Source organism: Streptomyces sp. NPDC101490 (genome assembly GCF_044767145.1).
Taxonomy (GTDB): Bacteria; Actinomycetota; Actinomycetes; order Streptomycetales; family Streptomycetaceae; genus Streptomyces.
Window position 1 is genome coordinate 307,983 of record NZ_JBIWNI010000002.1, and the last position, 23,559, is coordinate 331,541.

Genomic DNA, 23,559 nt, shown 5'->3' on the forward strand with positions numbered 1-23,559 from the left:
GGACAGCGGGCCCCTCAGGCGGTGCGGGCCCGGCGGGAGACCACCGCGCGCAGCACCCGGCCGCCCTCGACCGAGAGTTCCCGGGCCCGGCGCAGGCCGGTGGGGCCGTGGGCGGTGGCTTCGAGGACGGCCTGCTGACGGCGGAGTTCGCCCGCGAGCAGCGGGCCCGCACCGGCCGCGTCCCCGGCCCGGCAGCGCTCGACGAGCCCCTCGGGCACGGCGCCCGCGTCGTACCGCCCGTGCAGGGCGAGGGCGGTGGCCGAACATCCGTCGGCCCAGTCACGCAGGGCGTCGGCCGTCCAGTGCCCGGGGGCGGCGGCCAGCATCCCCCGCACGGCCTCGGCGTCCGCCGTACCGGACACCACACCGGAGACCGGACCCGAGAGCAGCCCCGATGCGGGGCCGGGACCGACGTCGGGGCCGGACACCGCACCCGGGCCGGAACCGGCGTCGGACACCACACCCGGGCCGGGGCCGTCGGCGGGAGTCAGTGCGGTCCTGGCCCCGGCGACGGCCTCGCCCCAGGCCCGGCCGTCGCCCCGGGCGACGGCCGCCCACACCGGGCGCAGGGCCTCGCCCGCGTCGGCGGCGAGCAGGGGAAGGCAGCGGTCGAGGCAGGCGAGACCGGCCGCGGCCAGCGCCCGCTCGTCGGCCCGGTCGATCAGCTCCCGCAGGCTCCGGCCTGCCACGGACACCACCGACGTCATGGACGCCTCCTCGCCAGCCGTTACGGACGCAGCACTTCCGCACCCGCGCCGGGGGGCGCTTTTGCGTCAGTCCGCGGCCGGAATCATGCCAGTGGCCTTGGCGTGCTGCATAGAGGTCAGACGGCGCACGAAGAAGATCGCGAGGACGGCGGCGACGATGTTCAGGGCGTTGGAGAGGTGGAGCCACTTCGCGGCGTACGCGTACTCCGCAGCCTCGTCCGCCCTGTCGTAGAGCGTGCTCGCCACCCGGTCGACGAGCGCGTAGAGCACGAAGGCCGTCCACCAGCCGTTGAGCAGCCGCAGTTCGCGCGGCCGGTCGGCGCCGAAGGGTTCGGCGCGGCTCGCCCGCCAGATGTCGGCGGCGATCCCGCGCGGTATCCACAGGTTGGCGATCGGGACGAACCAGGCGCCGATCGCCCAGCGCGTGCTCCAGCTCTGGAGGTCCCCGGCCCATACGCCCGCGTTCTGGCGCAGCCGGTGGAACCAGATGATGAAGAGGGTCGCGGTCGCGACGAGCGCCAGAAGCTGGAGGAGCACTCCGAAGGCCACCAGACCGTGCGCGAACAGCAGGGGCGACACGTCCCCCGCGGGGTGTTCGGTGACCGCCGCGTGCAGTTCGGAGGTGGCGAACACACTGAAGAGGTCGATGACGACCGTGACGCCGAGCAGCGCCACCACGGCGTGCGAGAGGCCGGTGGGATTGCGGAGCACGAGAGCGGTTCCCCCTGGAACGAAGCGGCGCCCTCCCCCGGGCGCCGGGGCGGCCACCTGGCCGCCGCCGGAGGAAAATACCACCGCGTCCGCGAAGGATCCGCAGGTCAGCCGCGCACCTTCGCCGCGAGGGCCCGGAACTGGTCCCACGTCATGTCCGGCCGCGCCGGGTCCCAGACCTTCTGCGCGAGCGCCGTCAGGGGCAGCCGGATGCCGTCCGCGACCTGCGCCGGGGTCTGGGCGCCGGACAGGTCGCACCAGACGGCGAAGCGGGCGCCGAGGATCTGGGGGTCGTAGGAGGCGGGGACGGGTGAGGTGCCCCGGAGCACGAGCGGGGTCCACTGCTCGTAGATGCGGCGGCCGGTGGGGTAGGTGAAGTCGTTGGGCTGGCCGAGGACGTAGTAGAGGTACTCGTCGTTGAGGTTGACGACCTTCCGGCCCGCGCTCAGATAGGCGACGGGGTCGCGGGCCCCGTACTCCTTGCCCGTCCAGTACTCGGCCTCGATGTCCGGGGCGGCGCCGGTGACCCCGCCCGCGAAGAAGCCGTCGTTCCACGCCTTGAGGGTCTTGCCTGTGGGGCGGACCACGGCGGCCCGGTCGTTGAGCCAGCCGGTGGCCAGGTCCTGCACGCGGGCGTCCGGACCGTAGCGGGCGCGGGCCGCGCGGGCCAGCTGCGGATAGCTGGCCTCGGGGTCCTTCGCCATGAGGGCGACGTACTCGTCGGCGCCGAGGTGCCAGTACGCCCCCGGGAACAGCTGGGTGTACTCGCGCAGCAGGTCGTCGACGATCCGCGCCGCTTCCGGGTCCGAGATGTCCACGGCCCCGCGCGGGGCGCGGCCGGTCGCGGAGCGGAGCTGGAGCCCGGGGTGGGCGTCGATGACGGCGCCGAGGTGTCCCGGGGAGTCGATCTCGGGGACGACGGTGACGTGCCGCTCGGCGGCGAGCGCCAGGATGCGGCGGACCTCGGCCTTGGTGAGGTGCTGGGCGGAGACGATCTCGGGGTGGCTGTCCGACTCGATGCGGAAGCCCTGGTCGTCGGAGAAGTGCAGCCCGAGCTGGTTGAGCTTGAGGTCGCCCATCTCCCGGATGCGGTCCTCGATCCAGCCGGCCGTGAAGTGCTTGCGGGCGGTGTCGAGGTTGAGTCCGCGCTGCGGTTTCGCGGGCCGGTCGGTGACGGTGCCCTCGGGCACGGCGCCGGTGGCGCGGACGGACTGTTTGAGGGTGCGGGTGCCGTAGAAGACGCCCGCCTCGTCGGGCCCGCTGATCCGGACCCGTCCGTCGCGGACGGTGAGGGTGTACGACTCGGGGGCGCCGCCCGCGCCGAGGGCCAGCTCCACGTCACCCGGTCCGGGGGCGACGGCGCCCCGGTAGGGGATGCCGAGTTCCCCGGCGATCAGCTTCCCCTCGTCGGCCAGGCCCCCGGAGTTCGCGGCGAGGACGACCCCGGTGGTGGGGGCGGGACGCCAGCCGGGCCCCCTGGCGGGCTCGTGCGCGCGGACGGCGGGCACGGTGCGGGGGGCGGTGGAGAGCGGATACGTCCGGGTCGGGGTGGGGGTCGGCGTGGGGCTCGCACCGGTGGGCGCGGTGGCGCCGGGGCCGGAGGAGGCGGCGACGGGGGTGGACGGGGTCCCGGACGGGGAGCCGTTCGAGCAGGCCGTCACGGTGACCAGCGTCACCGTGGCCGCCAGGAACGCGGGGCCCCGGTGGGGCCCTCGTATGGAGTACCGCATCATCGGAATCCTCCCGTACGGGGGGCGGTCGGGCCAATCGGGGGACGGACCGGAATCCGAACGTCCATCACCTGTCCCGAAACTCTCCCTTCCGAGTGAAATTCGCGCATTCGTCGGACACCTCCCCCGTCCCGTCGATAACGTTGAGTCACCTCCACCCCACCCGTCCCGGATTACCGGAGCCCACGCTGACCAGCGACACCCATGCCCCCTGCCGGAACGCGGGCTCCACGGACACGCCTGACCGCCCCGCCCTGCCCGTCCAGCACGGCGGATCCTCCCCGTACGGCCTGGCCCGTTTCAACTCCGCCCCGGCCGCCGAGGCGGTCGCCCTGCTCCTCTCCTGCTGCCACAGCCGCCGCTGGGCCGAAAGGGTGAGCGCACACCGCCCGTACCCCACCCGGGACGCCCTGCTCGCCGCCGCCGAGGAGGCCGGGTACGACCTGTCCCGGGCGGATCTGGACGAGGCCCTGGCCGCCGAGTCCCCGGTCCCGCCCCACCCGGACGCCCCGCTCGCGGCCCGGACCGCGCTGCGGGCCGCCCACGCCGCGTACGAGAGCAGGTTCGGGCACGCGTTCGTGATCAGTCTCGCCGGGGTGGGTCCGGGGGAGCGCCTGGACCGGGTCCTCGCGGGCATCCGGTCACGTCTCGGCAACGAACCGGAGGAGGAACGGGTCGTCTCGGCCGACGAACTGCGCGGGCTCGCCCGCGCCCGGCTGGCCTTCCGCCTCGCCGGGGAGTCCGGCCACCGGCACTCCGTACGGTGAATCCCTCCGCAAAGCGGCGATTCGGGCCCTCGCGGTAGTCCGTCCGTGCCTGTTTGATCACACATACGGACCCCGCGCGAGCGAACCGACAAGTCGTCGCTACGATGACCGGGGCCGGTGGACCGTACCCGGCCGGGCCAGACCGACAGAGAAGCCGGCCGGCCCCGATCCCCGCTCCCGGAGGGTTTTTCCGTGCCGGCTGGAACGCTGTACCGCGGCCGGGAAGGAATGTGGTCCTGGGTGGCTCATCGAGTCACCGGCGTCCTCATCTTCTTCTTCCTGTTCGTACACGTGCTGGACACCGCTCTCGTCCGCGTCTCCCCCGAGGCGTACGACGAGGTCGTCGCGACCTACAAGACGCCGATCGTCGCTCTCCTCGAGTACGGTCTCGTCGCAGCCATCCTCTTCCACGCGCTGAACGGTCTCCGTGTCATCGCCGTGGACTTCTGGTCCAAGGGCCCGCGCTACCAGAAGCAGATGCTCTGGACCGTCGTGGGCATCTGGGTCGTGCTGATGGCGGGCTCCCTGTACCCCGTCCTCGGCCACGCCGTACGTGAACTGTTCGGGAGCTGACGCCAGACATGTCCGCTGACACCACCTCAGCCGCGATCGGGCCCGTCGAGGGCGGTCCCCACTACAGCGTGGACAACCCCGCGCCGTACATCGAGGCCCCCCGCAAGCGCACCGGCAAGACCCCCCGCGCGACCCGCGGCAACTTCGAGATGGTCGCGTGGCTCTTCATGCGCCTCTCGGGCGTCGTCCTCGTCGTCCTGGTCCTCGGCCACCTGCTGATCCAGCTCTTCCTGGACGGCGGTGTCTCCAAGATCGGTTTCGCCTTCGTGGCCGGCCGCTGGGCGTCCCCGTTCTGGCAGATCTGGGACCTGCTGATGCTCTGGCTGGCCATGCTGCACGGCGCCAACGGCCTCCGCACCGTCATCAACGACTACGCGGAGCGGGCCAACACGCGCCTGTGGCTCAAGGGCCTGCTGTACACCGCCACGGTGTTCACCATCCTTCTGGGCACGCTGGTGATCTTCACCTTCGACCCGAACATCCGCTAGGCACGGGGCTGAGGTAACCACGCCATGAAGATCCACAAGTACGACACCGTCATCGTCGGCGCCGGTGGCGCGGGCATGCGCGCCGCCATCGAGTCGACGAAGCGCAGCCGCACCGCCGTCCTGACGAAGCTCTACCCCACCCGGTCCCACACGGGCGCCGCGCAGGGCGGCATGGCCGCCGCGCTGGCGAACGTGGAGGAGGACAACTGGGAGTGGCACACCTTCGACACGGTCAAGGGCGGTGACTACCTGGTCGACCAGGACGCCGCCGAGATCCTGGCGAAGGAGGCCATCGACGCCGTCCTCGACCTGGAGAAGATGGGCCTGCCGTTCAACCGCACCCCGAACGGCACCATCGACCAGCGCCGCTTCGGCGGTCACACCCGCAGCCACGGCGAGGCCCCGGTCCGCCGGTCCTGCTACGCCGCGGACCGCACCGGCCACATGATCCTCCAGACGCTGTACCAGAACTGCGTCAAGGAGGGCGTGGAGTTCTTCAACGAGTTCTACGTCCTGGACCAGCTCATCGTCGAGGTCGACGGTGTGAAGCACTCCGCGGGCGTCGTCGCCTACGAGCTGGCCACCGGCGAGATCCACGTCTTCCAGGCCAAGGCCGTCATCTACGCCTCCGGCGGCACCGGCAAGTTCTTCAAGGTGACGTCCAACGCCCACACCCTGACCGGTGACGGCCAGGCCGCGTGCTACCGCCGCGGGCTGCCCCTGGAGGACATGGAGTTCTTCCAGTTCCACCCGACGGGCATCTGGCGCATGGGCATCCTTCTCACGGAGGGCGCCCGCGGTGAGGGCGGCATCCTCCGCAACAAGGACGGCGAGCGCTTCATGGAGAAGTACGCGCCGGTCATGAAGGACCTCGCGTCCCGTGACGTCGTCTCCCGCTCCATCTACACGGAGATCCGCGAGGGCCGCGGCTGCGGTCCCGAGGGCGACCACGTCTACCTGGACCTGACGCACCTTCCGCCGGAGCAGCTCGACGCCAAGCTCCCGGACATCACCGAGTTCGCCCGTACGTACCTCGGCATCGAGCCGTACACGGACCCGATCCCGATCCAGCCCACCGCGCACTACGCCATGGGCGGCATCCCGACGAACGTCTCGGGTGAGGTCCTCAGCGACAACACGACGGTCGTCCCCGGTCTGTACGCCGCCGGCGAGGTCGCCTGCGTGTCGGTGCACGGCGCCAACCGCCTCGGTACCAACTCGCTGCTCGACATCAACGTCTTCGGCAAGCGCTCCGGCATCGCCGCCGCCGAGTACTCCACCAGGGCCGAATTCGTCGAGCTGCCGGAGAACCCGGAGTCGCTCGTCGTCTCGACGATCGAGAAGCTGCGCAACTCCACGGGTCACGAGCGGGTCGCGGACATCCGCCGTGAGCTCCAGGAGACCATGGACGCCAACGTGATGGTGTTCCGTACGGAGCAGACCATCAAGACGGCCGTCGAGAAGATCGCCGAGCTGCGCGAGCGCTACGAGAACGTGTCCATCCAGGACAAGGGCAAGCGCTTCAACACGGACCTGCTGGAAGCCATCGAGCTGGGCAACCTGCTCGAACTGGCCGAGGTCATGGCCGTCTCGGCGCTGGCGCGCAAGGAGTCCCGCGGTGGTCACTACCGCGAGGACTACCCGACCCGCGACGACGTCAACTTCATGCGCCACACCATGGCGTACCGCGAGGTCGGCGAGGACGGCTCCGAGACCGTCCGCCTCGACTACAAGCCGGTCGTCCAGACCCGCTACCAGCCGATGGAGCGTAAGTACTGATGGCTACCCCCGTACTGGACAAGGTCGAGGCGGAGTCCGCCGCTTCCCCCTACATCACGGTCACGATGCGCATCCGGCGCTTCAACCCCGAGGTGTCGGACGCGTCGGTCTGGGAAGACTTCCCGATCGAGATCGATCCGAAGGAGCGCGTCCTCGACGCCCTCAACAAGATCAAGTGGGACATCGACGGCACGCTGACCTACCGCCGCTCGTGCGCTCACGGCATCTGCGGTTCGGACGCGATGCGGATCAACGGCAAGAACAGGCTCGCCTGCAAGACGCTGATCAAGGACATCAACCCCGAGAAGCCCATCACGGTCGAGGCCATCAAGGGCCTGACGGTCCTCAAGGACCTCGTCGTGGACATGGAGCCGTTCTTCCAGGCGTACCGGGACGTCATGCCGTTCCTGGTCACCACGGGCAACGAGCCGACGCGTGAGCGCCTGCAGACCGCCGAGGACCGCGAGCGCTTCGACGACACCACCAAGTGCATCCTGTGCGCCGCGTGCACCTCGTCCTGCCCGGTCTTCTGGAACGACGGGCAGTACTTCGGCCCCGCCGCGATCGTGAACGCGCACCGGTTCATCTTCGACTCGCGCGACGAGGCCGGCGAGCAGCGCCTGGAGATCCTGAACGACAAGGACGGCGTGTGGCGCTGCCGCACCACGTTCAACTGCACGGACGCCTGCCCCCGTGGCATCGAGGTCACCAAGGCCATCCAGGAAGTGAAGCGCGCGCTGATCACGCGTCGCTTCTGACCGGGTCTTCGGCCGGACGGCCCGCTTCTGTACGCTGCGGCGTGCGGGAGCGGGCTTTTTCCGTACGGGCTCCCCTACGGGCCCGTAGGGGCTCTCCGTACGGGACGCACGGAGGACGGGGACTGATGAGCGAGCCGAACCCTTACAAGCCGGAGGGCTACGAGTGGGGTCCGGGCCAGCAGGCGGGAACGCCGGGCCAGGGACACCCGCAGACGCCCCCGTACCCGCCGCACCCGCACGGCGGGGTGCCGGTGCCCGCGCCGTACCCGATGGGCGGGGCGCCACTGCTGAGCCTGGGCGACATCACCGTCGTCGGCGACCAGATCATCACGCCCGCCGGGCCGATGCCCCTCAAGGGCGCGGTGTGGAACGCCATGGACATGTCGCGGACCGAGGAGAAGATGCCGACGGTGGCGGTCGTCCTCGCGGTCGTCTTCTTCGTCTTCTGCCTGCTCGGCCTGCTCTTCCTGCTGATGAAGGAGAAGCACACGACCGGCTTCGTCCAGATCACCGTGACCAGCGGCGGGCGCCACCACTCGACGATGATCCCGGCGCGCGGCCCGGACACCTTCCCCTGGGTGATGGGGCAGCTCAACTACGCCCGGTCCCTGAGCATCTGATCCCGTAGGGAGCCGTCCCCGAGCCCGTGGGGGAGCGTTCCCGAGCCCGTGGGGGAGCCGTCCCCGAGCCCGTGGGGGAGCCGTTCCCGGGCCCATGGGGGAGCGTTCCCGGGCCCGTAGGGGTGGGGTCGGGGTCAGCGGGGTCGGGGTCAGCGGGGGCCTTCCGGGGACTCCGCCCCGATCATGACGCGCCGGAGCAGGTCGTTGAGGAGGGCGCGGTCGCCGGGGGCGAGGACCCCGAGCAGCCGGGCCTCCTCCTGGCCGAGGACACCGGTCGCACCGCGCCAGGTCTCCCGCCCGGCCTCGGTCAGCTCGACGACGACCCGGCGCCGCTCGGCGGCGGCGCGGACCCGGCGGACGAGACCGCGCTCCTCCAGGGCGTCGAGGCGGGCGGCGACGGAGGCGGGGGCCAGATCGAGGTCGTCGGCCAGCTCGGAGGGGGCGGCGCTGCCGCCGTGCCCCGCGATCCGGTGCAGGGTGTCGAACTCGTACCGCTCCAGACCGAAGTCGACCAGGGCCTGTTCCCTAACCCGGCGCAGATGGACGGAGAGCTTCTTCATCCGGGTGACGGCCCCCTCGACGACGGGGTCCAGGTCCGGCAGGACCCCCCGCCAGCGGTCCACGTACCCGTCGGTCCAGTCGCGCCGCCCGCCCGGGGGCTCGGTCGCTTCCGTCGGCTCCATGCGCCGATCGTACGCCGTGCACCGTTGTGTCCGCTTTTCGTAGGGTGGGGTGGAGTGGTCCGGACGCGGACGAGGCGGCGCGGACGTGCCCGCCGGGCCCGTCGGCGCGCGTGGAATCATGCAGCCGCGGGGCGGTGGCCCCGCCGGGCGACGAGAGGCCGGCACCATCGGCCGACCCGTCCGCCCGGGCGTCCAGGAGCATCCACCGAACAGAAGGCAGGCACCACCGACATGTCCCCACTGGCCGGCAGGACCGCGATCGTCACCGGGGCGAGCCGCGGCATCGGAAGAGCCATCGCCGAGCGGCTGGCCGGGGACGGGGCCCTGGTCGCCGTCCACTACGGCAGCAACGAGAAGGCCGCCATGGTGACGCTGGGGCTCATCAGGGAACGGGGCGGCCGCGCCTTCGCGTTCCGCGCGGACCTCGAAGCACCGGACGCCGTCGACACGTTCTACACCGCCCTGGACGCGGGCCTCGCGGAGCACGGGCAGGGGCCCGGGTTCGACATCCTCGTCAACAACGCGGCGACGAGCGGTTCCGGCCGGCTGCACCAGCTCACCCCCGAGGTCTTCGACCGGCTCGTCACGGTCAACGTGAAGGCGCCGCTCTTCCTCGTCCAGGGCAGCCTGGGCCGGATCCGTGACGGCGGCCGGATCGTCAACATCTCCTCGGCGGCGACGAAGCACGCCTTCCCCGACTCCCTCACCTACGCCATGACCAAGGGGGCCATCGACACGATGACCCTCGCCCTGGCCAAGGAGCTGGGACCGCAGGGGATCACCGTCAACGCCGTGGCCCCCGGCTATGTCGCGACGGACATGAACGCCCGGCGCAGGGCGACTCCGGAGGCGAGCGCCGCCCTCGCGGCGCTCTCGGTCTTCAACCGGATCGGCACCCCGGCCGACATCGCGGACGTGGTCGGCTTCCTCGTCTCCGACGACGCGCGCTGGATCACCGGGCAGTACGTCGACGCCACGGGAGGAACCGCCCTCTGAACCGGCCGGACGAGTCCCGGGGCGGGCCGGTGCCCGCCCCGGGCGGGAGCCGCGAAGCGGCGGCCGGAGCAGGGCCCCGCGGGCCGACGGCCCCTGCCGCGACGGGCGCTGCGGAGCGACCGGGCCGCCCGGCTAGGCTCGGGCGCGTGAAGGACGAGAAGGAAGCCAAGAAGGCCCCCAAGAGCGAGCAGACCCGGACGCTCATCCTGGAGACGGCGCTCCGGCTGTTCAAGGAACGCGGGTACGACCGGACGACGATGCGGGCCATCTCCCAGGAGGCCGGGGTCTCCGTGGGGAACGCCTACTACTACTTCTCCTCCAAGGAGCACCTCGTCCAGGGGTTCTACGACCTGATCGCCGAGGAGCACCAGGCGGCCGTCGAACCGCTCCTGACGGGCGGCGAGAAGGACCTCACGGCCCGCATCCGGGGCGTCTACCTCGGCTGGCTCGACATCGCCGGGCCGTACCACGAGTTCGCCTCCCAGTTCTTCAAGAACGCCGCCGACCCGGACAGCCCGCTCAGCCCCTTCTCCCCGGAGTCCGAGGGGCCCCGCGAGGCGGCGATCGAGGTGCACCGGCGGGTCATCTCCGGCGCCTCCGTGAAGGTCGACCCCGAACTCGCCGAAGCCCTCCCCCGGTTGCTCTGGCTCCAGCACATGGGCCTGGTGCTCTTCTGGGTGTACGACCGGTCCGAGGGCGCCGCCAACAGCCGCCGTCTGGTGGAGCGGCTCGCTCCGGTCACCGCCCGCGCGATCGCGCTCTCCCGCTTCCGGGTGCTGCGCCCCCTGGTCAAGGAGACCCACGACCTGCTCTCCGACTTCATGCCCACGGCCGCCGGAATGGCGGCCTCGGGCAGGCCCGCCGCGAAGCGGGACCGCCCGAAGGCTCCGTAGCGTCCGGAGCCGTTCTGGAGCCGTCCCGGAGCCGTCCCTGGGCCGTTCACGGAGGCCGGGGCGGGCGCTCCCCTCTCCCCCGCTCCCCCTCGCTCCCGTTCCCCCGCGCCCCTGCGGGCCGGAAGCCGGGCCCGGCAAGATTCGGGGCGGTTCGTTGCCGATTATTCGCAGTGCCCCGGCACTCCCCTTCGTGAAAGAGTTCGGGCAGGGCGGCCTCGCCGCCCCGACCGGAGCTCACCTCGCCGGGGCTTCCGGCGCCCCGCCCCCGGGACCGGGCCCGTCGGCCCGTCCGCGTCAGGGGCTCGGGCACGGCGTGTCCGTCCGGGCCGCCGGAGAGCCGTACCGGGCGGATCACCGTCCGGCGTCGTTGTGACCGACTGTCAGCACCGGCCGCGCGCACACCGTGGCCGTGTCCACGAGGAGTTCATCATCACCGCCATACGCAAGACCCTCACCGCCACCGCAGTCGTCGGCGCGGTCCTGGCGGGTACCGCCGCCTGCGGCACGGCCGAGCAGGTGTCCGCCGGACAGAAGCTCGACCGGGCGTTCGAGAAGCTGGGCAAGGAGAAGTCCCTCTCCTTCGAGTTGGACCTGGACGCCGACGTCGCGACGCTCAAGCAGCTCGACGCGGGCACGAAGCCCGAGCCCGGCGAGGAGATCCCCGACGAGGTCGCGAAGCTGATCAGCGGTGCGAAGATCAGCGTCACCGTCGAGTCGAAGAAGCCGATCGCCGAGTCCGACGAGAAGGACCTCACCGGCACCTCCATGAAGGTCAGCACCCCCTCGGGCGACCTCTTCGAGTACCGCGCCGTCGACGGCTTCACCTATCTCCGCGCCGACGTCAAGGCCTTCACCCAGGTCGTGGGCACTCCGCTGCCGCCCGCCGACGAACTGCCCCCGGAGGCCGCGGGCCTGAAGAAGGTCCTCGAAGGCCAGTGGGTGAAGTTCCGTACCGACGAGCTGGAGAAGGCGGGGCGGGAGTTCGCCCAGGAGCCCGGCGCGGCGCCGTCGGCCGCACCGTCGGCCGCGCCGACCCTGGACGCCGGTACGCAGAAGAAGCTGCTGGACTCCGTGCGCGAGGTCATCGCCCGTGAGGTCGAGTTCACCACCGCCGGGGGCGCGGACGGCGCCGAGCGCATCACCGCCACCGCCCCCGCCCGCACCCTGCTCAAGGAACTCTTCGCCGGGATCCGTCCGCTGGCCAAGGACCTGCCCGCGGGCATGGAACTGCCCACCGAGAAGGACCTCAAGGACGTCCCCGACGTCAAGGCGAAGGCCGACTTCACGCTCAAGAACGGCGCGCTGACCGAGGTGTACGTCGACCTCGCCGCGCTCACCGAGAACGCGAAGGTCAAGAAGTTCGGGCTCAGCCTCAGGACCAGCACCGGCGTCACCCCGGTCGCCCCGGCCGGAGCGAGCGCGCTCGACGTCGAGGAACTCATCGGCGGCCTCTTCGGCGGCATGGTCCCCGGCGGCCCCTTCGAGGAGACCGGCATCGGCGAGGGCACCGTCTGAGCGGCACCACGAGCGCCCCGGGTGCGTGAGTGACCCGGGAGGACGTCACGAGCGCCCCGGGTCGTCACGTACCGGGTCACGTACCCGGGATCACGTATCCGGGGCGTCACGCGCGGACGGGCGGCCCGGTCCACGAGGTGACCGGGCCGCCCGTCCGTACGGCGGGGCCGTCCTCCGTGTCCCACCGGAGCGGCGGGACACGGAGGGCACGGCCGGGATCCGCTAGGGCCTGTCTGACAATTCGCGGCGTCGCCCGCAGGGCGGCCGCGCGGCGTCAGGTGCGTGCTCTCGGCGTGCCTGCCCCAGGCCCGCGTACTGGATGTACGTGGGTCTGGGGCCGGTGCGGCGAGAGTGCGTGCATGGCGTCGCGCGGCAGGCGGGAATTGTCAGACAGGCCCTAGATCCAGCTGAGTTCCCAGAGGCGCCAGATGCCGGTGCCGTCGGTCAGGTACTGCGAACCGGCGACCGAGTCCGTGGAGAGGACGTAGTCCTTCTTCTGCCACAGCGGCACCAGCGGCACGTCGGACGCGACCTCGCTCTGGATCGCCTTGAAGTCGGCGGTCGCCCGCGCACGGTCGCTGTACTGCTGCGTCGAGGAGATCAGGCTGTCGATGCGCTTGCTGGAGAACCCGTTGTGCAGGGTGTTCTCGGTGCCGACGAGCGGCGCGGTGAAGCTGTCGGAGTCCGGGAAGTCGGGGAGCCAGCCGACGGTGTAGACGTCGTAGGCGCCGTTCGCGTACGCCTTCTGGAAGTCGGTCCACTTCGCCTCGACGGTCTTCACCTGGAAGAGACCGGTCTCCTCCAGCTGCCGCTTGATCTCGGCGGTCTCGGCGGCGTAGGTGGCGTCCTTGCGGAAGCCGAAGGTGAACTTCACCGGGGTCTGGATCCCGGCGTTCTTCAGGATCTTCTTCGCCGTCCTGCCGCTCGGCTCCGGGTAGACGTCGTAGAACGCGGTGCTGTGTCCGACGAAGCCCTGCGGGATGAGCGAGTACAGCGGCTCCACGGTGCCCTTGTACGCGCCCGTGGTGATCGCCGGGCGGTCCAGGACGGCGGCGACGGCCTGCCGCACGGCCTTGTCGGCCATCGGCCTGCCGGGCTCGACGTTGAAGTTGATGTTGCGGATCTCCGCGCTCTCCGCCTCGGTGACGCGGGTGCCGTCCTGGGTGTCGAGCGAGGACAGGAAGTCCGGCGGGAGCTGCCGGTGCGTCACCTCGACGTCCTTCGCCTTCCAGGCGTCGGCGAGGCCCTCGGACTGGACGTAGTACTTCACCAGCACCGGGCCGCCGGTCTTGGTGACGGCGCCCTTGTACTTCGGGTTGGGCTCCAGGAGCGCGGACTCGCCCTCCTTGTACTCCTTGAGGACGTACGGGCCCGAGCCGTCGACCGAGGTGTCCGTACGCAGCTTGGTCGCCGGGTACTTGTCCTTGTCGACGATCGAACCGGCGCCCGTCGCCACCTTCAGCGGGAACGTGGCGTCCCGGCCGCTCAGGTGGAAGGTGACGGTACGGCCCTCGGTCGTGACCGTCTTCAGCGTCGGGAAGAGCGGCTGCGGACCGACGTCCGTCTTGATCCGCAGCATCCGCTCGAAGGAGTACTTGACGTCCTCGACGGTGATCTTGCGTCCACTGGAGAACGAGAGGTCGTCACGGAGCGTGCACTGGTAGGTCGTGAGCTTGTTGCCCACGAACTTGCAGCTCTCCGCCGCGTCCGGGACCGGCGTGGTGAAACCCGGCTTGAACGTCATCAGAGACTGGAAAACGTTGCTGTACATGGCCCAGGAACCGGCGTCGTACGCGCCGGCCGGGTCCAGTGAAGTGACCTCGTCGGTCGTGCCGACGCTGATCGGTTCGGTGCTGCCGCCGTCGGAGGGCAGGAGTTGCCAGCCCCCCACTCCGGCGGCCACCAGTACTCCACAAGTGATGAGGATCCGCAGACGGACCGTCGACCGCATTGCCGTGCTTCCTTTATTCGTCCACCCCAGCTGCGACGGCCCCCGGAACGTCGCGATGCAGTCATCCCATCACACCGTTTTCACATCTCAAAGTGAGAACATTCACACCACAGGTATATGTCCGGGAAATGCGAATTTAAGTCGATGAGCAGCACGTATCGGTCTCTGTGCGGGGAGTGACCCTGCCCCGATTAGGCCTGCTTCGAGGCGAGTTGGACGATCGTGATGTCCGAGGGCGCACCGACCCGGACCGGCGGCCCCCAGGCCCCGGCGCCCCGGGACACGTACAGCTGCGTGTCGCCGTAGCGTTCGAGCCCGGCCAGCGTCGGATTGGCCAGTCCGGCGATGAGGTTGCCGGGCCAGAGCTGGCCGCCGTGGGTGTGGCCGGAGAGCTGGAGGTCCACCCCGTGGCGCACGGCGTCGTGGACGACGACCGGCTGGTGCGCCAGGAGCACGGCGGCGCGGGCCCGGTCGCGGTCGCCGAGCGCCTTCGCGAAGTCCGGGCCCTGCCCCTGGCTCTCCCCGGCGATGTCGTCGACGCCCGCCAGGTCGAACCCGGCGGGGATCTCCAGCCGTTCGTTGCGCAGCGGGCGCAGGCCCAGCTCGCGGACGTGGTCCACCCAGGCGTCGGCGCCGGAGAAGTACTCGTGGTTGCCGGTGACGAAGAAGGAGCCGTGGCGGGCGCGGAGCCGGGCGAGCGGTTCGGCGGCGGACCCCAGATCCGCGACCGTCCCGTCGACGAGGTCGCCGACGACGGCGATCAGATCGGGCTGGGCGGAGTTGACGGCGTCCACGATGCGCTGGGTGTGGGCGCGGCCCAGGATCGGCCCGAGGTGGACGTCGGAGACGACGGCGATCCGGTAGCCGTGGGCGGCGCGCGGCACCTTGGCGAGCGGGACGGTGACCCGCTTGATCCGGGGGCCGCGCAGCACGCCGTACGTGCCGTATCCCACGGTCCCGGCCGCGACGGCGGCGGCGGTCCCGCCGACGACCCGGGAGACGAAGAGCCGCCGGGACACCTCGGCGGGTGCGACCGGCGGCTTCTCCCCGGCGGGCGCGGAAGCCGGCCCGGCGGGGCCGGGCTCATCCGGTACGGCGGAGGCGGGCTTCTCCGGTGCGGCGGGAGCGGCGGACGGCGGCTCCGGCGCGGACGCGGCCCCCGGTACGGACGCGGGGACGGGCTCCGGGACGGAGGCGGGCAGGGGCTCCGGTACGGGTGCCGGGGACGGTCCGGCCGTCCGGGCGTCCCGGCGGGCCAGCCAGCCGCGCAGGGCGGGGCGGACGGCCTCGCCGACGAGCAGGGCGAGCGTCACGTACAGGAGCAGCGCGGGCCACAGGTAGCCCGGCCAGGCGACGGCCTGCTGGAGCGGGAACGGCGCCCCGAGCCGGGAGCTCGCCATGGCCGCGACGAACAGCAGCGGGAGCACCACAAGGGCGGCGGTGCCCAGGCGGCGCGGCAGCCCGCCGGGCTTCGTGACGTCGCGCACCAGGCGCTGCCACACGTACCGGTGGACCGCCGCGAGCAGCGCGACCACCACGATCAGGACCAGCAGGAAGACGCCCACGCCCCGTAACCCCCTCTATCTCACCGCTCGCGCGGTGTGTCAGCCGTTCTCGCGGCGCGCGGCGCGCACCCCGCGCAACCCGAGCACCCCGATCACCGTCCCCAGGACAAAGGACGTGACGGCGAGCAGCAGATGAACCCAGAAGTAGGCGGTCGGATCGCCCGCGTCGTCGAAGGCGAGACCACTCCCGTCACTCCATGGGTTCTTGACGAAAATGATCCATACGCCACTAACCACTAGCGTACAGAGCCCCACCTGCGGGGTCTGGAGGCAACGGTTCGATACTGGCAGGGAACGTCTCACCCATCCCGAAGGACTCCCCATGAAGCTCAGCCGCCGTGTCTCCTGGTTCCTGCTCGCGTTCGGCGTCTGGTCTTGGGTGATCTGGGTGACCTTCGCGAAGAACCTTTTCAAGGACGCCAGCGGGCTTGCCTTCGACGACGCGGGCGACCCGACGGCATACCTGTGGGTCCATCTCGCGCTCGCTGTCACGTCGTTCATCCTAGGGACGGCCGTCGGCGTGATCGGTTTCCGGGGTGTCCGGGCGGCTGCGAAGTAGAACCGCGTCCGGGCACTGGGTGGGCAGCGCGCAGACGGGCTGCTGATCGTCGCGAACGACATCCCGGAAGATCCGCAGGTTCGTCCGCCGTCCCCGCGTCGGCAGGGAGGCGGAGTGGGCGAACCACCGGGGCCTGCGCGGAGGAATCAGAGCGCGGACAGTGCTTCTTCGCCGTTCTCGATGTCCTCACTCGTGGCAAGGCTCCTCCAGTGGAGCGTCACCCGATCCTCGACAGCGATGTACTTCCGGGTCTCAGGGTTCCTGCCGGGGCCGACGGAGACACCGACGAGGAAGAGGTCAAGGAACTCACGGCGCTTGAAGACGTCCCACACTGCCCAGGGGGAACCGGAGGCCAAGGGGTCCTCGCCCGGCTCGAACCATTCCGACGGAACCTGAATCGCCGCGGTGGTCTTCTCGTCCAGTTCGTCCAGCTTGGATGTGCACTGGTCCTCGAAGGTCCGGTACTGCGTCATCGTCGCGCGCCACATGACCAGCTCGTCCCGACCCCGGTAGAGCCCCGCCTTGCGGTCGGCCTGGAGTTCGGCGATGGAGTTTTGGACGTGCTCAAGGTGCGCCGCCGTCTCTCGCCGCTCCTCCTGGACTCCGGACGGGTCGCGCCGGAGCGCGAATCGGAGGGCCGCCTCCGCCAGCCATTGCCTGTCCTCATGGTCGTCGGCGTCTGCGGCGGCAAGACGCGCCCAGACGCGCCGGGCCACGTAGTCGTCGGCGTCTTTGCGCTTGATGCTCAAACCGCCGTGGCCCTTGGGGTTGGCGCACATGTAGTAGTCCTGTCCACCGTTGTTCTTGGTCTGTCCCATGGACCCCGTGCAGATTCCGCAGGTGGTGAAGCGCCACCCGCTCAGGAGTGTGGGGGTGGCCTCTCCGCCGGGCTGCCTGTTGGTCTTGTTGCGCCTGCTTCGCTGCTCCTGGAGCTCCAGCCATCTGGTCCCCGCGACTACTCCCCGGTGGGGCGTCAGGGGTACCCCGGCCTCGTTCCGGGCGATCACGTTCACGTGCGCCTTGCCCCGCTTGACCCGTTCGCTGGCGAAGCCTCCGACGGCCGGGTGGGAGAGGATCCAGCGCACTGTCTGCGCTCGCCACAGGATGGGGCCGTCCTCCCCCGACACACGTCGCTTCTTGATCGACTGCATGCGCCTTTCCGTGGCGCGTCGCTCGGCTTCGCCCGGCGCGGGTACGTCTTCTGAATCCAGCGTCGTCGCGATTCTGTTGTCGGAGACTCCGGCGAACGACATCTCCACCATGCGTTCGACGATCGCCACGTGATCCGGGTTGTCCTCGTCCGGTTCGAGGACGGATACGACGAGCTTGCCGATCTTCTCGCGCACGGCCCGCATGCCGTAGGGGGCCGAGCTGGAGTGCCGGCCGCCGACCGCCCTGATCTCGTCCTTGGCCCCGCGCAGGCGCTCCGCCCTGATGTCACTGTCCTGTTTCGCGAGGGCTGCGAGGAGCCCGAAGATCGCGACCCCGATCGCATTCGAGGTGTCGAGGAAGGGTTCGAGGACGGAGACGAATCGGACTCCGTACTTCTTGAACTCGTTGTCGATCTCCAGGGCGTCGTGTGCGCCCTGGCGAGTCAGCCGGGACAGCTCGTTGACCACCACCACGTCCACCTCGCCCGCGCGCACGGCGGACATGAGGTCTTCGAAAGCCGGACGCACGGCATGTGGATCCCAACCGGACCGACCGACGTCTTTGAACGTGTGAACAACCTCCCACCCCCTGGCCGCCGCCAGCGCATCGCCGGCCGCCACCTGCGCCTCCGGCGATGCCTCGGACGAGTCGGGACGTGCCTTGGACTGCCGGGCATAGACGGCCGCCCGCACCGTGTCCAAGTGCTCGGCGCCTACAGGGGAAACGAAGGGGGCCAAGGCCTTTCACCTGCTCTTTTCTGTCATCCAAGCTCTACCGGTTAGCTACATCTAGGAAGTTGTCCAAATGAACCAGCTCCACACGCCGAACGCGAGCAGGAACCAGGAGACGCGGCGGCTGAGCTTCATGGTGCCAGTATCGCGGGGGGCCTCCGGCGGGCCGCGTCCGGGTGGACGGGGGCGGGCGAACCGCCAGCCGGGGTTCGGATCGTTCGCGCGTACCTGTACGTTCACGACCGTGTCCGCATCGAAGAAGACCGTTTGGGCGGTCGCCGCCGCTCTGCTCCTCCCCCTCGTCACCGCCGTGCCCGCGCACGCGGAGCCGAAGGACGCCAAGGACAAGCAGCCCAAGCCCCCCGCCGCGATGTCCTCCCTCGGCGGCGCCCTGCTCGGCGTCCCCGGGACGCAGGTGAGGCTGGGTCCCGGCGCGCCCGTGCTGCCCAAGGAGCTGTCCGGGCGCTCATGGGTCGTCGCCGACGCGGAGAACGGCGACATCCTCGCCTCGCACAACGCGCACTGGCCGCTCGCCCCCGCGTCCACCCTGAAGATGCTCTTCGCGGACACCGTCCTGCCCAAGTTCCCCAAGACGCAGAAGCACGTGGTCACCACCGAGGACCTGACCGGCCTGGGCGCGGGCTCCAGCCTGGTCGGCATCAAGGAGAAGCAGACCTACAGCGTCCACGACCTGTGGCTCGGTGTCTTCCTGCGCTCCGGCAACGACGCCGTCCACGTCCTCACCGGCATGAACGGCGGTGTGCGGCAGACCGTGAAGGAGATGAACGACCACGCGGCCGAGCTCCAAGCGCTCGACACGCACGTGGTCTCCCCGGACGGCTACGACGCCCCGGGCCAGGTCTCCTCCGCGTACGACCTGACACTCATCGCCCGCAGCGGGATGCAGAAGGCGGACTTCCGCGAGTACGCGGCCACTCCCCGCGCCGCCTTCCCCGGCGAGCAGAAGCCGGGCAAGAAGCGCGAGAGCTTCGAGATCCAGAACACCAACCGGCTGCTCACCGGGGACCTGAGCGTCGCGCCCTACCAGGGGATCGCCGGGGTCAAGAACGGCAACACCACCCACGCGGGCGCCACCTTCACCGGTGTCGCCGAGCGCAACGGCCGGGTCCTGCTCGTCACCGTCATGAACCCTTCCTCCAAGGAGCAGCACGCGGTGTACCGGGAGGCCGCCCGGCTCCTCGACTGGGGCTTCGCCGCCTCCGGCAAGGTGACCCCGGTCGGCGAACTGGTGCCGCCGAGGTCCGCCCGTACCGGGACCACCGCCCCCGACGAGCCCGCCGCGCCCGCCGCCGGAAAGAACGCGCCCGAGGGGACCGTCCACGCGGCGGCGGCGGAGCGCTCGGGCGGCATGGGGATCGCGCTCGGTGTCGCGGGCGGTGTCCTCGTCCTCCTCGCCGGTGGTGTCTTCCTCGTCAACCGCCGCTGGCCGCTGGCCGGGACGACGGGGCGTCGTCGCCGGGCGCGGCGGGACCCCGACGTGAATCCGTAGCCGTCCACGCCGCGCAGAACAGCAGGAGCTTCGCGGTGAGGTTGATCCACAGCAGCAGGGCGACCGGCACGCCGAACGCCCCGTACATCGACTTCGCCGCGACGCCCTTCATATAGCCGCCGAGCAGCAGTTTCAGCAGTTCGAACCCGACCGCCCCCATCAGCGCCGCCTGCACCAGGGCGCGGCGGGGCGGGTGCACCCCGGGCAGCAGCGTCAGCACGTACAGCAGGATCAGGAAGTCGGCGACGACCCCGACCAGTACCGCCGCCGCCTGGAGGGCGACCCCGCCCGCGCCCCCGCCGGAGATCCCGATCCGGTCGGCGGTCCAGCCGACGGCGGTGGAGCCGAGCCAGGACGCGGCGAGCGAGGCGAGGGCGACGCCGCCGAGTCCGATGAGGATCAGCCCGTCCTTGGCCTTCAGCAGGAAGGGGTTGCCCTCGACGGCGTCGAGGCCCCACACCGCGCGCAGGCACTCCCGCATGGAGCCGATCCAGCTGATGCCGGTGACCAGCAGGACCGCGCCCGCGACGAGTCCGACGGTGCCCGCGTTGTCGACCAGACCGCCGATGTCGAGCTGGTCGGAGATGCCGGGGACCTGGTCCGTGAGCTTCTGTTCGATCCGGTCGAGCCGGTCCTTCGACAGGAGCGCGGCGCCGATCGCGGCGGCGACCGTGATGAGCGGGAACAGGGCGAGGAAGGAGAGGAAGGTGATCGCCGCGGCGAGCCTGCTCCAGTGCGCCCCGTCGAGCGTCTCGTACGAGCGCCAGGCGTGGGTCCGCAGGAAGCGGGCGACCCACGGTCCGACGACGGGGAGTTTGGTCAGCCAGTCCATGTCCTCATCCCTCTCCCCCCGGTCCGCGCCCACTCCTGGCGGGGCCGCTCCAGGATCTCCCGCCGGGACGCACCGGCCCACGAGCGACATTCCGAACGGCGACATTCCGAACAGCGGCATCCCGTACGGCTTCCGTCACGGCGCGTCCCGCGCGGCGCCGCCCGGTCCGGACCGGAACGGGGCCGGGCAGGGCAGGGGCAGGGGCCGGGCAGGGCAGGGGCCAGTGCCAGGGTGACGGCCGGTGTGCTCAGCCGACTCTCCTCTCATCACCCATTTCGACGAACCGCCCATCAATACCGGCATAACCGACAGACCCGGCTATACGGTCACTTCCATGGCTGTCGCCTCGCTCTCCGAGGCCGTCGCCCCGTCCTCCGGGGCGGCGCGACCACCAGCCCCCCAGGAGTTCCCGTGAAGGACGCCTTCGGTGCCCCGCAGTCCCTGCTCGTCCTCGGCGGCACGTCCGAGATCGGTCTCGCGACCGCCCGCAGGCTGATCGCCCGCCGTACCCGTACCGTCTGGCTGGCCGGACGGCCCTCCCCCGCGCTGGCCGCCGCCGCGGAGTCGCTGCGGGCGCTCGGCGCGGAGGTGCGGACCGTCCCCTTCGACGCGCTCGACCCCGAGTCGCACGAGGAGCGGCTCGGCAAGATCTTCACGGAGGGCGACATCGACATGGTGCTGCTCGCCTTCGGGGTCCTCGGCGACCAGGCGCGGGACGAGTCCGATCCGGTCGCGGCGGTCCGGGTCGCCCTGACCAACTACACGGGCGCCGTCTCGGCGGGCCTGGTGTGCGCGGGCGCGCTCCAGGCGCAGGGGCACGGTTCGCTGGTGGTGCTGTCCTCGGTGGCGGGCGAGCGGGCCCGCCGCGCGGACTTCATCTACGGCTCGTCGAAGGCGGGCCTGGACGCCTTCGCGCAGGGCCTCGGGGACGCGCTGTACGGCACGGGGGTGCGCGTGATGGTCGTACGGCCCGGGTTCGTGCGTTCGAGGATGACGGCGGGGCGGGTCGAGGAGCCGTTCGCCACCACTCCGGAGGCGGTCGCGACCGCGATCGAGCTGGGGCTGCGGCGGGGCTCGGAGACGGTGTGGGTGCCGGGGGTCCTGCGGATGGTGATGGCGGCGGTCCGGCACGTGCCCCGGCCGCTCTTCCGGCGCCTGCCGGTCTGAGACCGGCGTACGGCGGGTCCTCCGGTGCCTGTCGGTCCGAGACCGGCGTACAGCGCGTATTCCGGCGCCTGCCGGTCCGAGGCCTTGAGACCTTGAGACCTTGAGGCCCTGAGGCCGCGCGGCGGTCCGGGGCCGTCCGTCGGGTCAGGTCCTCGGGGTCGCGGACGGGGTGTCGACGGGGCTGCCGCCCTGGGCCGGGACGGCGGAGATCGGGCGGCCGCTGCCGAACTCGTAGTCGTACAGCTTCCGCCACACCCCGTCCGGCCCCTGCTCGTACAGCGCGAAGGAACGGCAGGTCCAGGCCGCCTCGAAGCCCGCGAGCTCGGCGAACGCCCGGTCCATCCCCTCCTCGGAGATGCCGTGCGCCACGGTGACGTGCGGGTGGTACGGGAACTGGAGCTCGCGCGCCAGCGGTCCGGCCTCGTCCCGGATCCGGTGCTGGAGCCCGTCGCAGGGGGGCACGCCCTCCCGGAGCTTCACGAAGACGACCGGCGACAGCGGCCGGAAGGTGCCGGTGCCCTCAAGGCGGACCGGGAAGGGCAGGCAGTCCGCCGCGACCCCGGCGAGGTGCGCCTCGATCTCCGGCAGCCGCTCCTCAGCGACCTCGGTCGGCGGGACCAGCGTGACGTGCGTGGGGATGGCGTGCGCGGCCGGGTCCCCGAAGCCGGCGCGCCGCTCCTGGAGCAGGCTGCCGTAGGGCTCCGGGACCGCGATCGAAACGCCGAGCGTTACGGTCCCCACGTCGTTCTCCTCCGGTGTCGGTCGTTGTCGGTCGGCTCGTGCCGGGTGGTGCAGCGCCAGTGTGCGGCCTGCACCACCCTTTCGGCCAGGGGCCCCGGTCTCCGGCGCCGCTCAGTGCTTGGCGGGCAGGAAACCGATCCGGTCGTACGTCTGGGCCAGCGTCTCGGCGGCGACCGTACGGGCCTTCTCCGCGCCCTTGGCCAGGATCGAGTCCAGCGTCTCGGGGTCGTCCAGGTATTCCTGGGTGCGGGTCCGGAAGGGCGTGACGAAGTCCACCATGACCTCGGCCAGATCCGTCTTCAGCGCGCCGTACATCTTGCCCTCGTAGCTCTTCTCCAGGTCGGCGACGGCCGTCCCGGTGAGGGTGGACAGGATGGTGAGGAGGTTGGAGACGCCGGCCTTGTGCTCCGGGTCGAAGCGGATCACCGTCTCGGTGTCGGTGACCGCGCTCTTGACCTTCTTCGCGGTGGTCTTCGGGTCGTCCAGGAGGTTGATGAGGCCCTTCGGCGTGGACGCCGACTTGCTCATCTTGATCGTCGGGTCCTGGAGGTCGTAGATCTTCGCCGTCTCCTTGAGGATGTACGGCGAGGGGATCGTGAACGTCTCCCCGAAGCGTCCGTTGAAGCGCTCCGCGAGGTCGCGGGTCAGTTCGATGTGCTGGCGCTGGTCCTCGCCGACCGGGACCTGGTGGGCCTGGTAGAGCAGGATGTCCGCGACCTGGAGGACCGGGTAGGTGAAGAGGCCGACGGTGGCGCGGTCGGCGCCCTGCTTGGCGGACTTGTCCTTGAACTGGGTCATGCGGGAGGCCTCGCCGAAGCCGGTGAGGCAGTTCATGACCCAGCCGAGCTGGGCGTGCTCGGGGACGTGGCTCTGGACGAAGAGGGTGCAGCGGTCGGGGTCCAGACCGGCGGCGAGCAGCTGGGCGGCGGCGAGCCGGGTGTTGGCGCGCAGCTCGGCCGGGTCCTGCGGGACGGTGATCGCGTGCAGGTCGACGACCATGTAGAACGCGTCGTGGGTCTCCTGGAGGTCGACCCACTGGCGGACGGCGCCGAGGTAGTTGCCGAGGTGGAACGAGCCGGCGGTGGGCTGGATTCCGGAGAGCACACGAGGACTGTCAGAGGCCATGCGGGC

At 71.0% G+C, this 23,559-nt stretch carries 23 protein-coding genes; 12 read left to right on the plus strand and 11 right to left on the minus strand.

Annotated features, from left to right (window positions below; genetic code table 11):
- Positions 1 to 14: 14 nt before the first annotated feature.
- The 3 genes from ACIRQY_RS05200 to ACIRQY_RS05210 form a co-directional block, all read right to left on the minus strand.
- Positions 15 to 698, minus strand: coding sequence for a hypothetical protein (locus ACIRQY_RS05200; protein WP_403922832.1), 684 nt, complete (start codon positions 696 to 698; stop codon positions 15 to 17).
- 75 nt (positions 699 to 773) lie between these two features.
- The gene (locus ACIRQY_RS05205) at positions 774 to 1,418 is read right to left on the minus strand and encodes a DUF4328 domain-containing protein (protein WP_403922540.1); all 645 of its coding nucleotides are present in this window, start codon (positions 1,416 to 1,418) and stop codon (positions 774 to 776) included.
- Between the two features lie 107 nt (positions 1,419 to 1,525).
- Complete coding sequence (locus tag ACIRQY_RS05210) at positions 1,526 to 3,151, minus strand: glycoside hydrolase family 20 protein (protein WP_403922541.1); 1,626 nt, start codon at positions 3,149 to 3,151, stop codon at positions 1,526 to 1,528.
- A 140-nt stretch (positions 3,152 to 3,291) separates the two neighbouring features.
- On the opposite strand from ACIRQY_RS05210, the gene ACIRQY_RS05215 reads away from it, so the two are divergent.
- From ACIRQY_RS05215 to ACIRQY_RS05240, 6 genes are all read left to right on the plus strand, one after another.
- Positions 3,292 to 3,915: a 2-oxo-4-hydroxy-4-carboxy-5-ureidoimidazoline decarboxylase gene (locus ACIRQY_RS05215; RefSeq protein ID WP_351787878.1), complete on the plus strand. Its 624-nt coding sequence runs from the start codon at positions 3,292 to 3,294 to the stop codon at positions 3,913 to 3,915.
- A gap of 192 nt (positions 3,916 to 4,107) precedes the next feature.
- Positions 4,108 to 4,488 (plus strand): succinate dehydrogenase, cytochrome b556 subunit, encoded by a 381-nt coding sequence (gene sdhC / locus ACIRQY_RS05220; protein WP_351787875.1) that lies wholly within the window; start codon positions 4,108 to 4,110, stop codon positions 4,486 to 4,488.
- Positions 4,489 to 4,496: 8 nt separating this feature from the next.
- The gene (locus ACIRQY_RS05225) at positions 4,497 to 4,976 is read left to right on the plus strand and encodes a succinate dehydrogenase hydrophobic membrane anchor subunit (protein WP_351787872.1); all 480 of its coding nucleotides are present in this window, start codon (positions 4,497 to 4,499) and stop codon (positions 4,974 to 4,976) included.
- Between the two features lie 24 nt (positions 4,977 to 5,000).
- Entirely contained in the window at positions 5,001 to 6,755 is a 1,755-nt protein-coding gene (gene sdhA, locus ACIRQY_RS05230) for a succinate dehydrogenase flavoprotein subunit (RefSeq protein WP_403922542.1), read from the plus strand.
- Positions 6,755 to 7,513 carry a succinate dehydrogenase iron-sulfur subunit gene (locus ACIRQY_RS05235; protein ID WP_403922543.1) on the plus strand — a complete coding sequence of 253 codons (759 nt, stop codon included), beginning with the start codon at positions 6,755 to 6,757 and terminating at the stop codon, positions 7,511 to 7,513. Before sdhA ends, ACIRQY_RS05235 begins: the two co-directional genes overlap by 1 nt.
- A gap of 125 nt (positions 7,514 to 7,638) precedes the next feature.
- Positions 7,639 to 8,133 (plus strand): hypothetical protein, encoded by a 495-nt coding sequence (locus ACIRQY_RS05240; RefSeq protein WP_351787863.1) that lies wholly within the window; start codon positions 7,639 to 7,641, stop codon positions 8,131 to 8,133.
- A 149-nt stretch (positions 8,134 to 8,282) separates the two neighbouring features.
- Here ACIRQY_RS05240 and ACIRQY_RS05245 read toward each other — a convergent pair whose 3' ends face one another.
- The gene (locus ACIRQY_RS05245) at positions 8,283 to 8,816 is read right to left on the minus strand and encodes a MarR family winged helix-turn-helix transcriptional regulator (RefSeq protein ID WP_403922544.1); all 534 of its coding nucleotides are present in this window, start codon (positions 8,814 to 8,816) and stop codon (positions 8,283 to 8,285) included.
- Positions 8,817 to 9,047: 231 nt separating this feature from the next.
- Between ACIRQY_RS05245 and ACIRQY_RS05250 the strand changes: the two genes are divergently transcribed.
- The 3 genes from ACIRQY_RS05250 (at position 9,048) to ACIRQY_RS05260 (ending at position 12,220) form a co-directional block, all read left to right on the plus strand.
- Positions 9,048 to 9,812 carry an SDR family oxidoreductase gene (locus ACIRQY_RS05250; RefSeq protein WP_403922545.1) on the plus strand — a complete coding sequence of 255 codons (765 nt, stop codon included), beginning with the start codon at positions 9,048 to 9,050 and terminating at the stop codon, positions 9,810 to 9,812.
- 146 nt (positions 9,813 to 9,958) lie between these two features.
- Complete coding sequence (locus ACIRQY_RS05255) at positions 9,959 to 10,705, plus strand: TetR family transcriptional regulator (protein WP_351787857.1); 747 nt, start codon at positions 9,959 to 9,961, stop codon at positions 10,703 to 10,705.
- Positions 10,706 to 11,074: 369 nt separating this feature from the next.
- Positions 11,075 to 12,220, plus strand: coding sequence for a hypothetical protein (locus ACIRQY_RS05260; protein WP_403922546.1), 1,146 nt, complete (start codon positions 11,075 to 11,077; stop codon positions 12,218 to 12,220).
- Positions 12,221 to 12,617: 397 nt separating this feature from the next.
- Here ACIRQY_RS05260 and ACIRQY_RS05265 read toward each other — a convergent pair whose 3' ends face one another.
- The 3 genes from ACIRQY_RS05265 to ACIRQY_RS05275 form a co-directional block, all read right to left on the minus strand.
- Entirely contained in the window at positions 12,618 to 14,171 is a 1,554-nt protein-coding gene (locus ACIRQY_RS05265) for an ABC transporter substrate-binding protein (protein WP_403922547.1), read from the minus strand.
- A gap of 191 nt (positions 14,172 to 14,362) precedes the next feature.
- Complete coding sequence (locus ACIRQY_RS05270; RefSeq protein ID WP_403922548.1) at positions 14,363 to 15,736, minus strand: metallophosphoesterase; 1,374 nt, start codon at positions 15,734 to 15,736, stop codon at positions 14,363 to 14,365.
- Positions 15,737 to 15,775: 39 nt separating this feature from the next.
- Positions 15,776 to 15,991, minus strand: coding sequence for an SCO4848 family membrane protein (locus tag ACIRQY_RS05275; RefSeq protein ID WP_403922549.1), 216 nt, complete (start codon positions 15,989 to 15,991; stop codon positions 15,776 to 15,778).
- Between the two features lie 67 nt (positions 15,992 to 16,058).
- On the opposite strand from ACIRQY_RS05275, the gene ACIRQY_RS05280 reads away from it, so the two are divergent.
- Positions 16,059 to 16,295: an SCO4848 family membrane protein gene (locus tag ACIRQY_RS05280; RefSeq protein ID WP_403922550.1), complete on the plus strand. Its 237-nt coding sequence runs from the start codon at positions 16,059 to 16,061 to the stop codon at positions 16,293 to 16,295.
- Positions 16,296 to 16,441: 146 nt separating this feature from the next.
- On the opposite strand, the gene ACIRQY_RS05285 is transcribed toward ACIRQY_RS05280, so the two are convergent.
- A complete protein-coding gene (locus ACIRQY_RS05285; protein WP_403922551.1) occupies positions 16,442 to 18,184 on the minus strand; it encodes a recombinase family protein in 1,743 nt (580 codons plus the stop codon).
- Between the two features lie 238 nt (positions 18,185 to 18,422).
- Between ACIRQY_RS05285 and ACIRQY_RS05290 the strand changes: the two genes are divergently transcribed.
- Positions 18,423 to 19,688: a D-alanyl-D-alanine carboxypeptidase family protein gene (locus ACIRQY_RS05290; RefSeq protein WP_403922552.1), complete on the plus strand. Its 1,266-nt coding sequence runs from the start codon at positions 18,423 to 18,425 to the stop codon at positions 19,686 to 19,688.
- On the opposite strand, the gene ACIRQY_RS05295 is transcribed toward ACIRQY_RS05290, so the two are convergent.
- Complete coding sequence (locus tag ACIRQY_RS05295) at positions 19,612 to 20,520, minus strand: YihY/virulence factor BrkB family protein (RefSeq protein WP_351787841.1); 909 nt, start codon at positions 20,518 to 20,520, stop codon at positions 19,612 to 19,614. The two genes, ACIRQY_RS05290 and ACIRQY_RS05295, sit on opposite strands and share 77 nt — an antisense overlap.
- A 411-nt stretch (positions 20,521 to 20,931) precedes the next feature.
- Between ACIRQY_RS05295 and ACIRQY_RS05300 the strand changes: the two genes are divergently transcribed.
- Positions 20,932 to 21,687, plus strand: a complete 756-nt coding sequence (locus tag ACIRQY_RS05300) for a decaprenylphospho-beta-D-erythro-pentofuranosid-2-ulose 2-reductase (protein WP_403922553.1) — start codon at positions 20,932 to 20,934, stop codon at positions 21,685 to 21,687.
- Positions 21,688 to 21,831: 144 nt separating this feature from the next.
- Here ACIRQY_RS05300 and ACIRQY_RS05305 read toward each other — a convergent pair whose 3' ends face one another.
- Both ACIRQY_RS05305 and trpS read right to left on the minus strand, forming a co-directional pair.
- Positions 21,832 to 22,428 (minus strand): 2'-5' RNA ligase family protein, encoded by a 597-nt coding sequence (locus ACIRQY_RS05305; RefSeq protein WP_351787835.1) that lies wholly within the window; start codon positions 22,426 to 22,428, stop codon positions 21,832 to 21,834.
- Between the two features lie 111 nt (positions 22,429 to 22,539).
- Positions 22,540 to 23,553, minus strand: coding sequence for a tryptophan--tRNA ligase (gene trpS, locus ACIRQY_RS05310; RefSeq protein WP_403922554.1), 1,014 nt, complete (start codon positions 23,551 to 23,553; stop codon positions 22,540 to 22,542).
- Between the last annotated feature and the right edge of the window lie 6 nt (positions 23,554 to 23,559).

Coding starts and splice junctions, on each gene's coding strand:
- ACIRQY_RS05210 (WP_403922541.1), bottom strand. CDS start 3,151: ATGATGCGGTACTCCATACGAGGGCCCCACCGGGGCCCCGCGTTCCTG.
- ACIRQY_RS05225 (WP_351787872.1), top strand. CDS start 4,497: ATGTCCGCTGACACCACCTCAGCCGCGATCGGGCCCGTCGAGGGCGGT.
- sdhA (WP_403922542.1), top strand. CDS start 5,001: ATGAAGATCCACAAGTACGACACCGTCATCGTCGGCGCCGGTGGCGCG.
- ACIRQY_RS05235 (WP_403922543.1), top strand. CDS start 6,755: ATGGCTACCCCCGTACTGGACAAGGTCGAGGCGGAGTCCGCCGCTTCC.
- ACIRQY_RS05240 (WP_351787863.1), top strand. CDS start 7,639: ATGAGCGAGCCGAACCCTTACAAGCCGGAGGGCTACGAGTGGGGTCCG.
- ACIRQY_RS05245 (WP_403922544.1), bottom strand. CDS start 8,816: ATGGAGCCGACGGAAGCGACCGAGCCCCCGGGCGGGCGGCGCGACTGG.
- ACIRQY_RS05250 (WP_403922545.1), top strand. CDS start 9,048: ATGTCCCCACTGGCCGGCAGGACCGCGATCGTCACCGGGGCGAGCCGC.
- ACIRQY_RS05265 (WP_403922547.1), bottom strand. CDS start 14,171: ATGCGGTCGACGGTCCGTCTGCGGATCCTCATCACTTGTGGAGTACTG.
- ACIRQY_RS05280 (WP_403922550.1), top strand. CDS start 16,059: ATGAAGCTCAGCCGCCGTGTCTCCTGGTTCCTGCTCGCGTTCGGCGTC.
- ACIRQY_RS05295 (WP_351787841.1), bottom strand. CDS start 20,520: ATGGACTGGCTGACCAAACTCCCCGTCGTCGGACCGTGGGTCGCCCGC.
- trpS (WP_403922554.1), bottom strand. CDS start 23,553: ATGGCCTCTGACAGTCCTCGTGTGCTCTCCGGAATCCAGCCCACCGCC.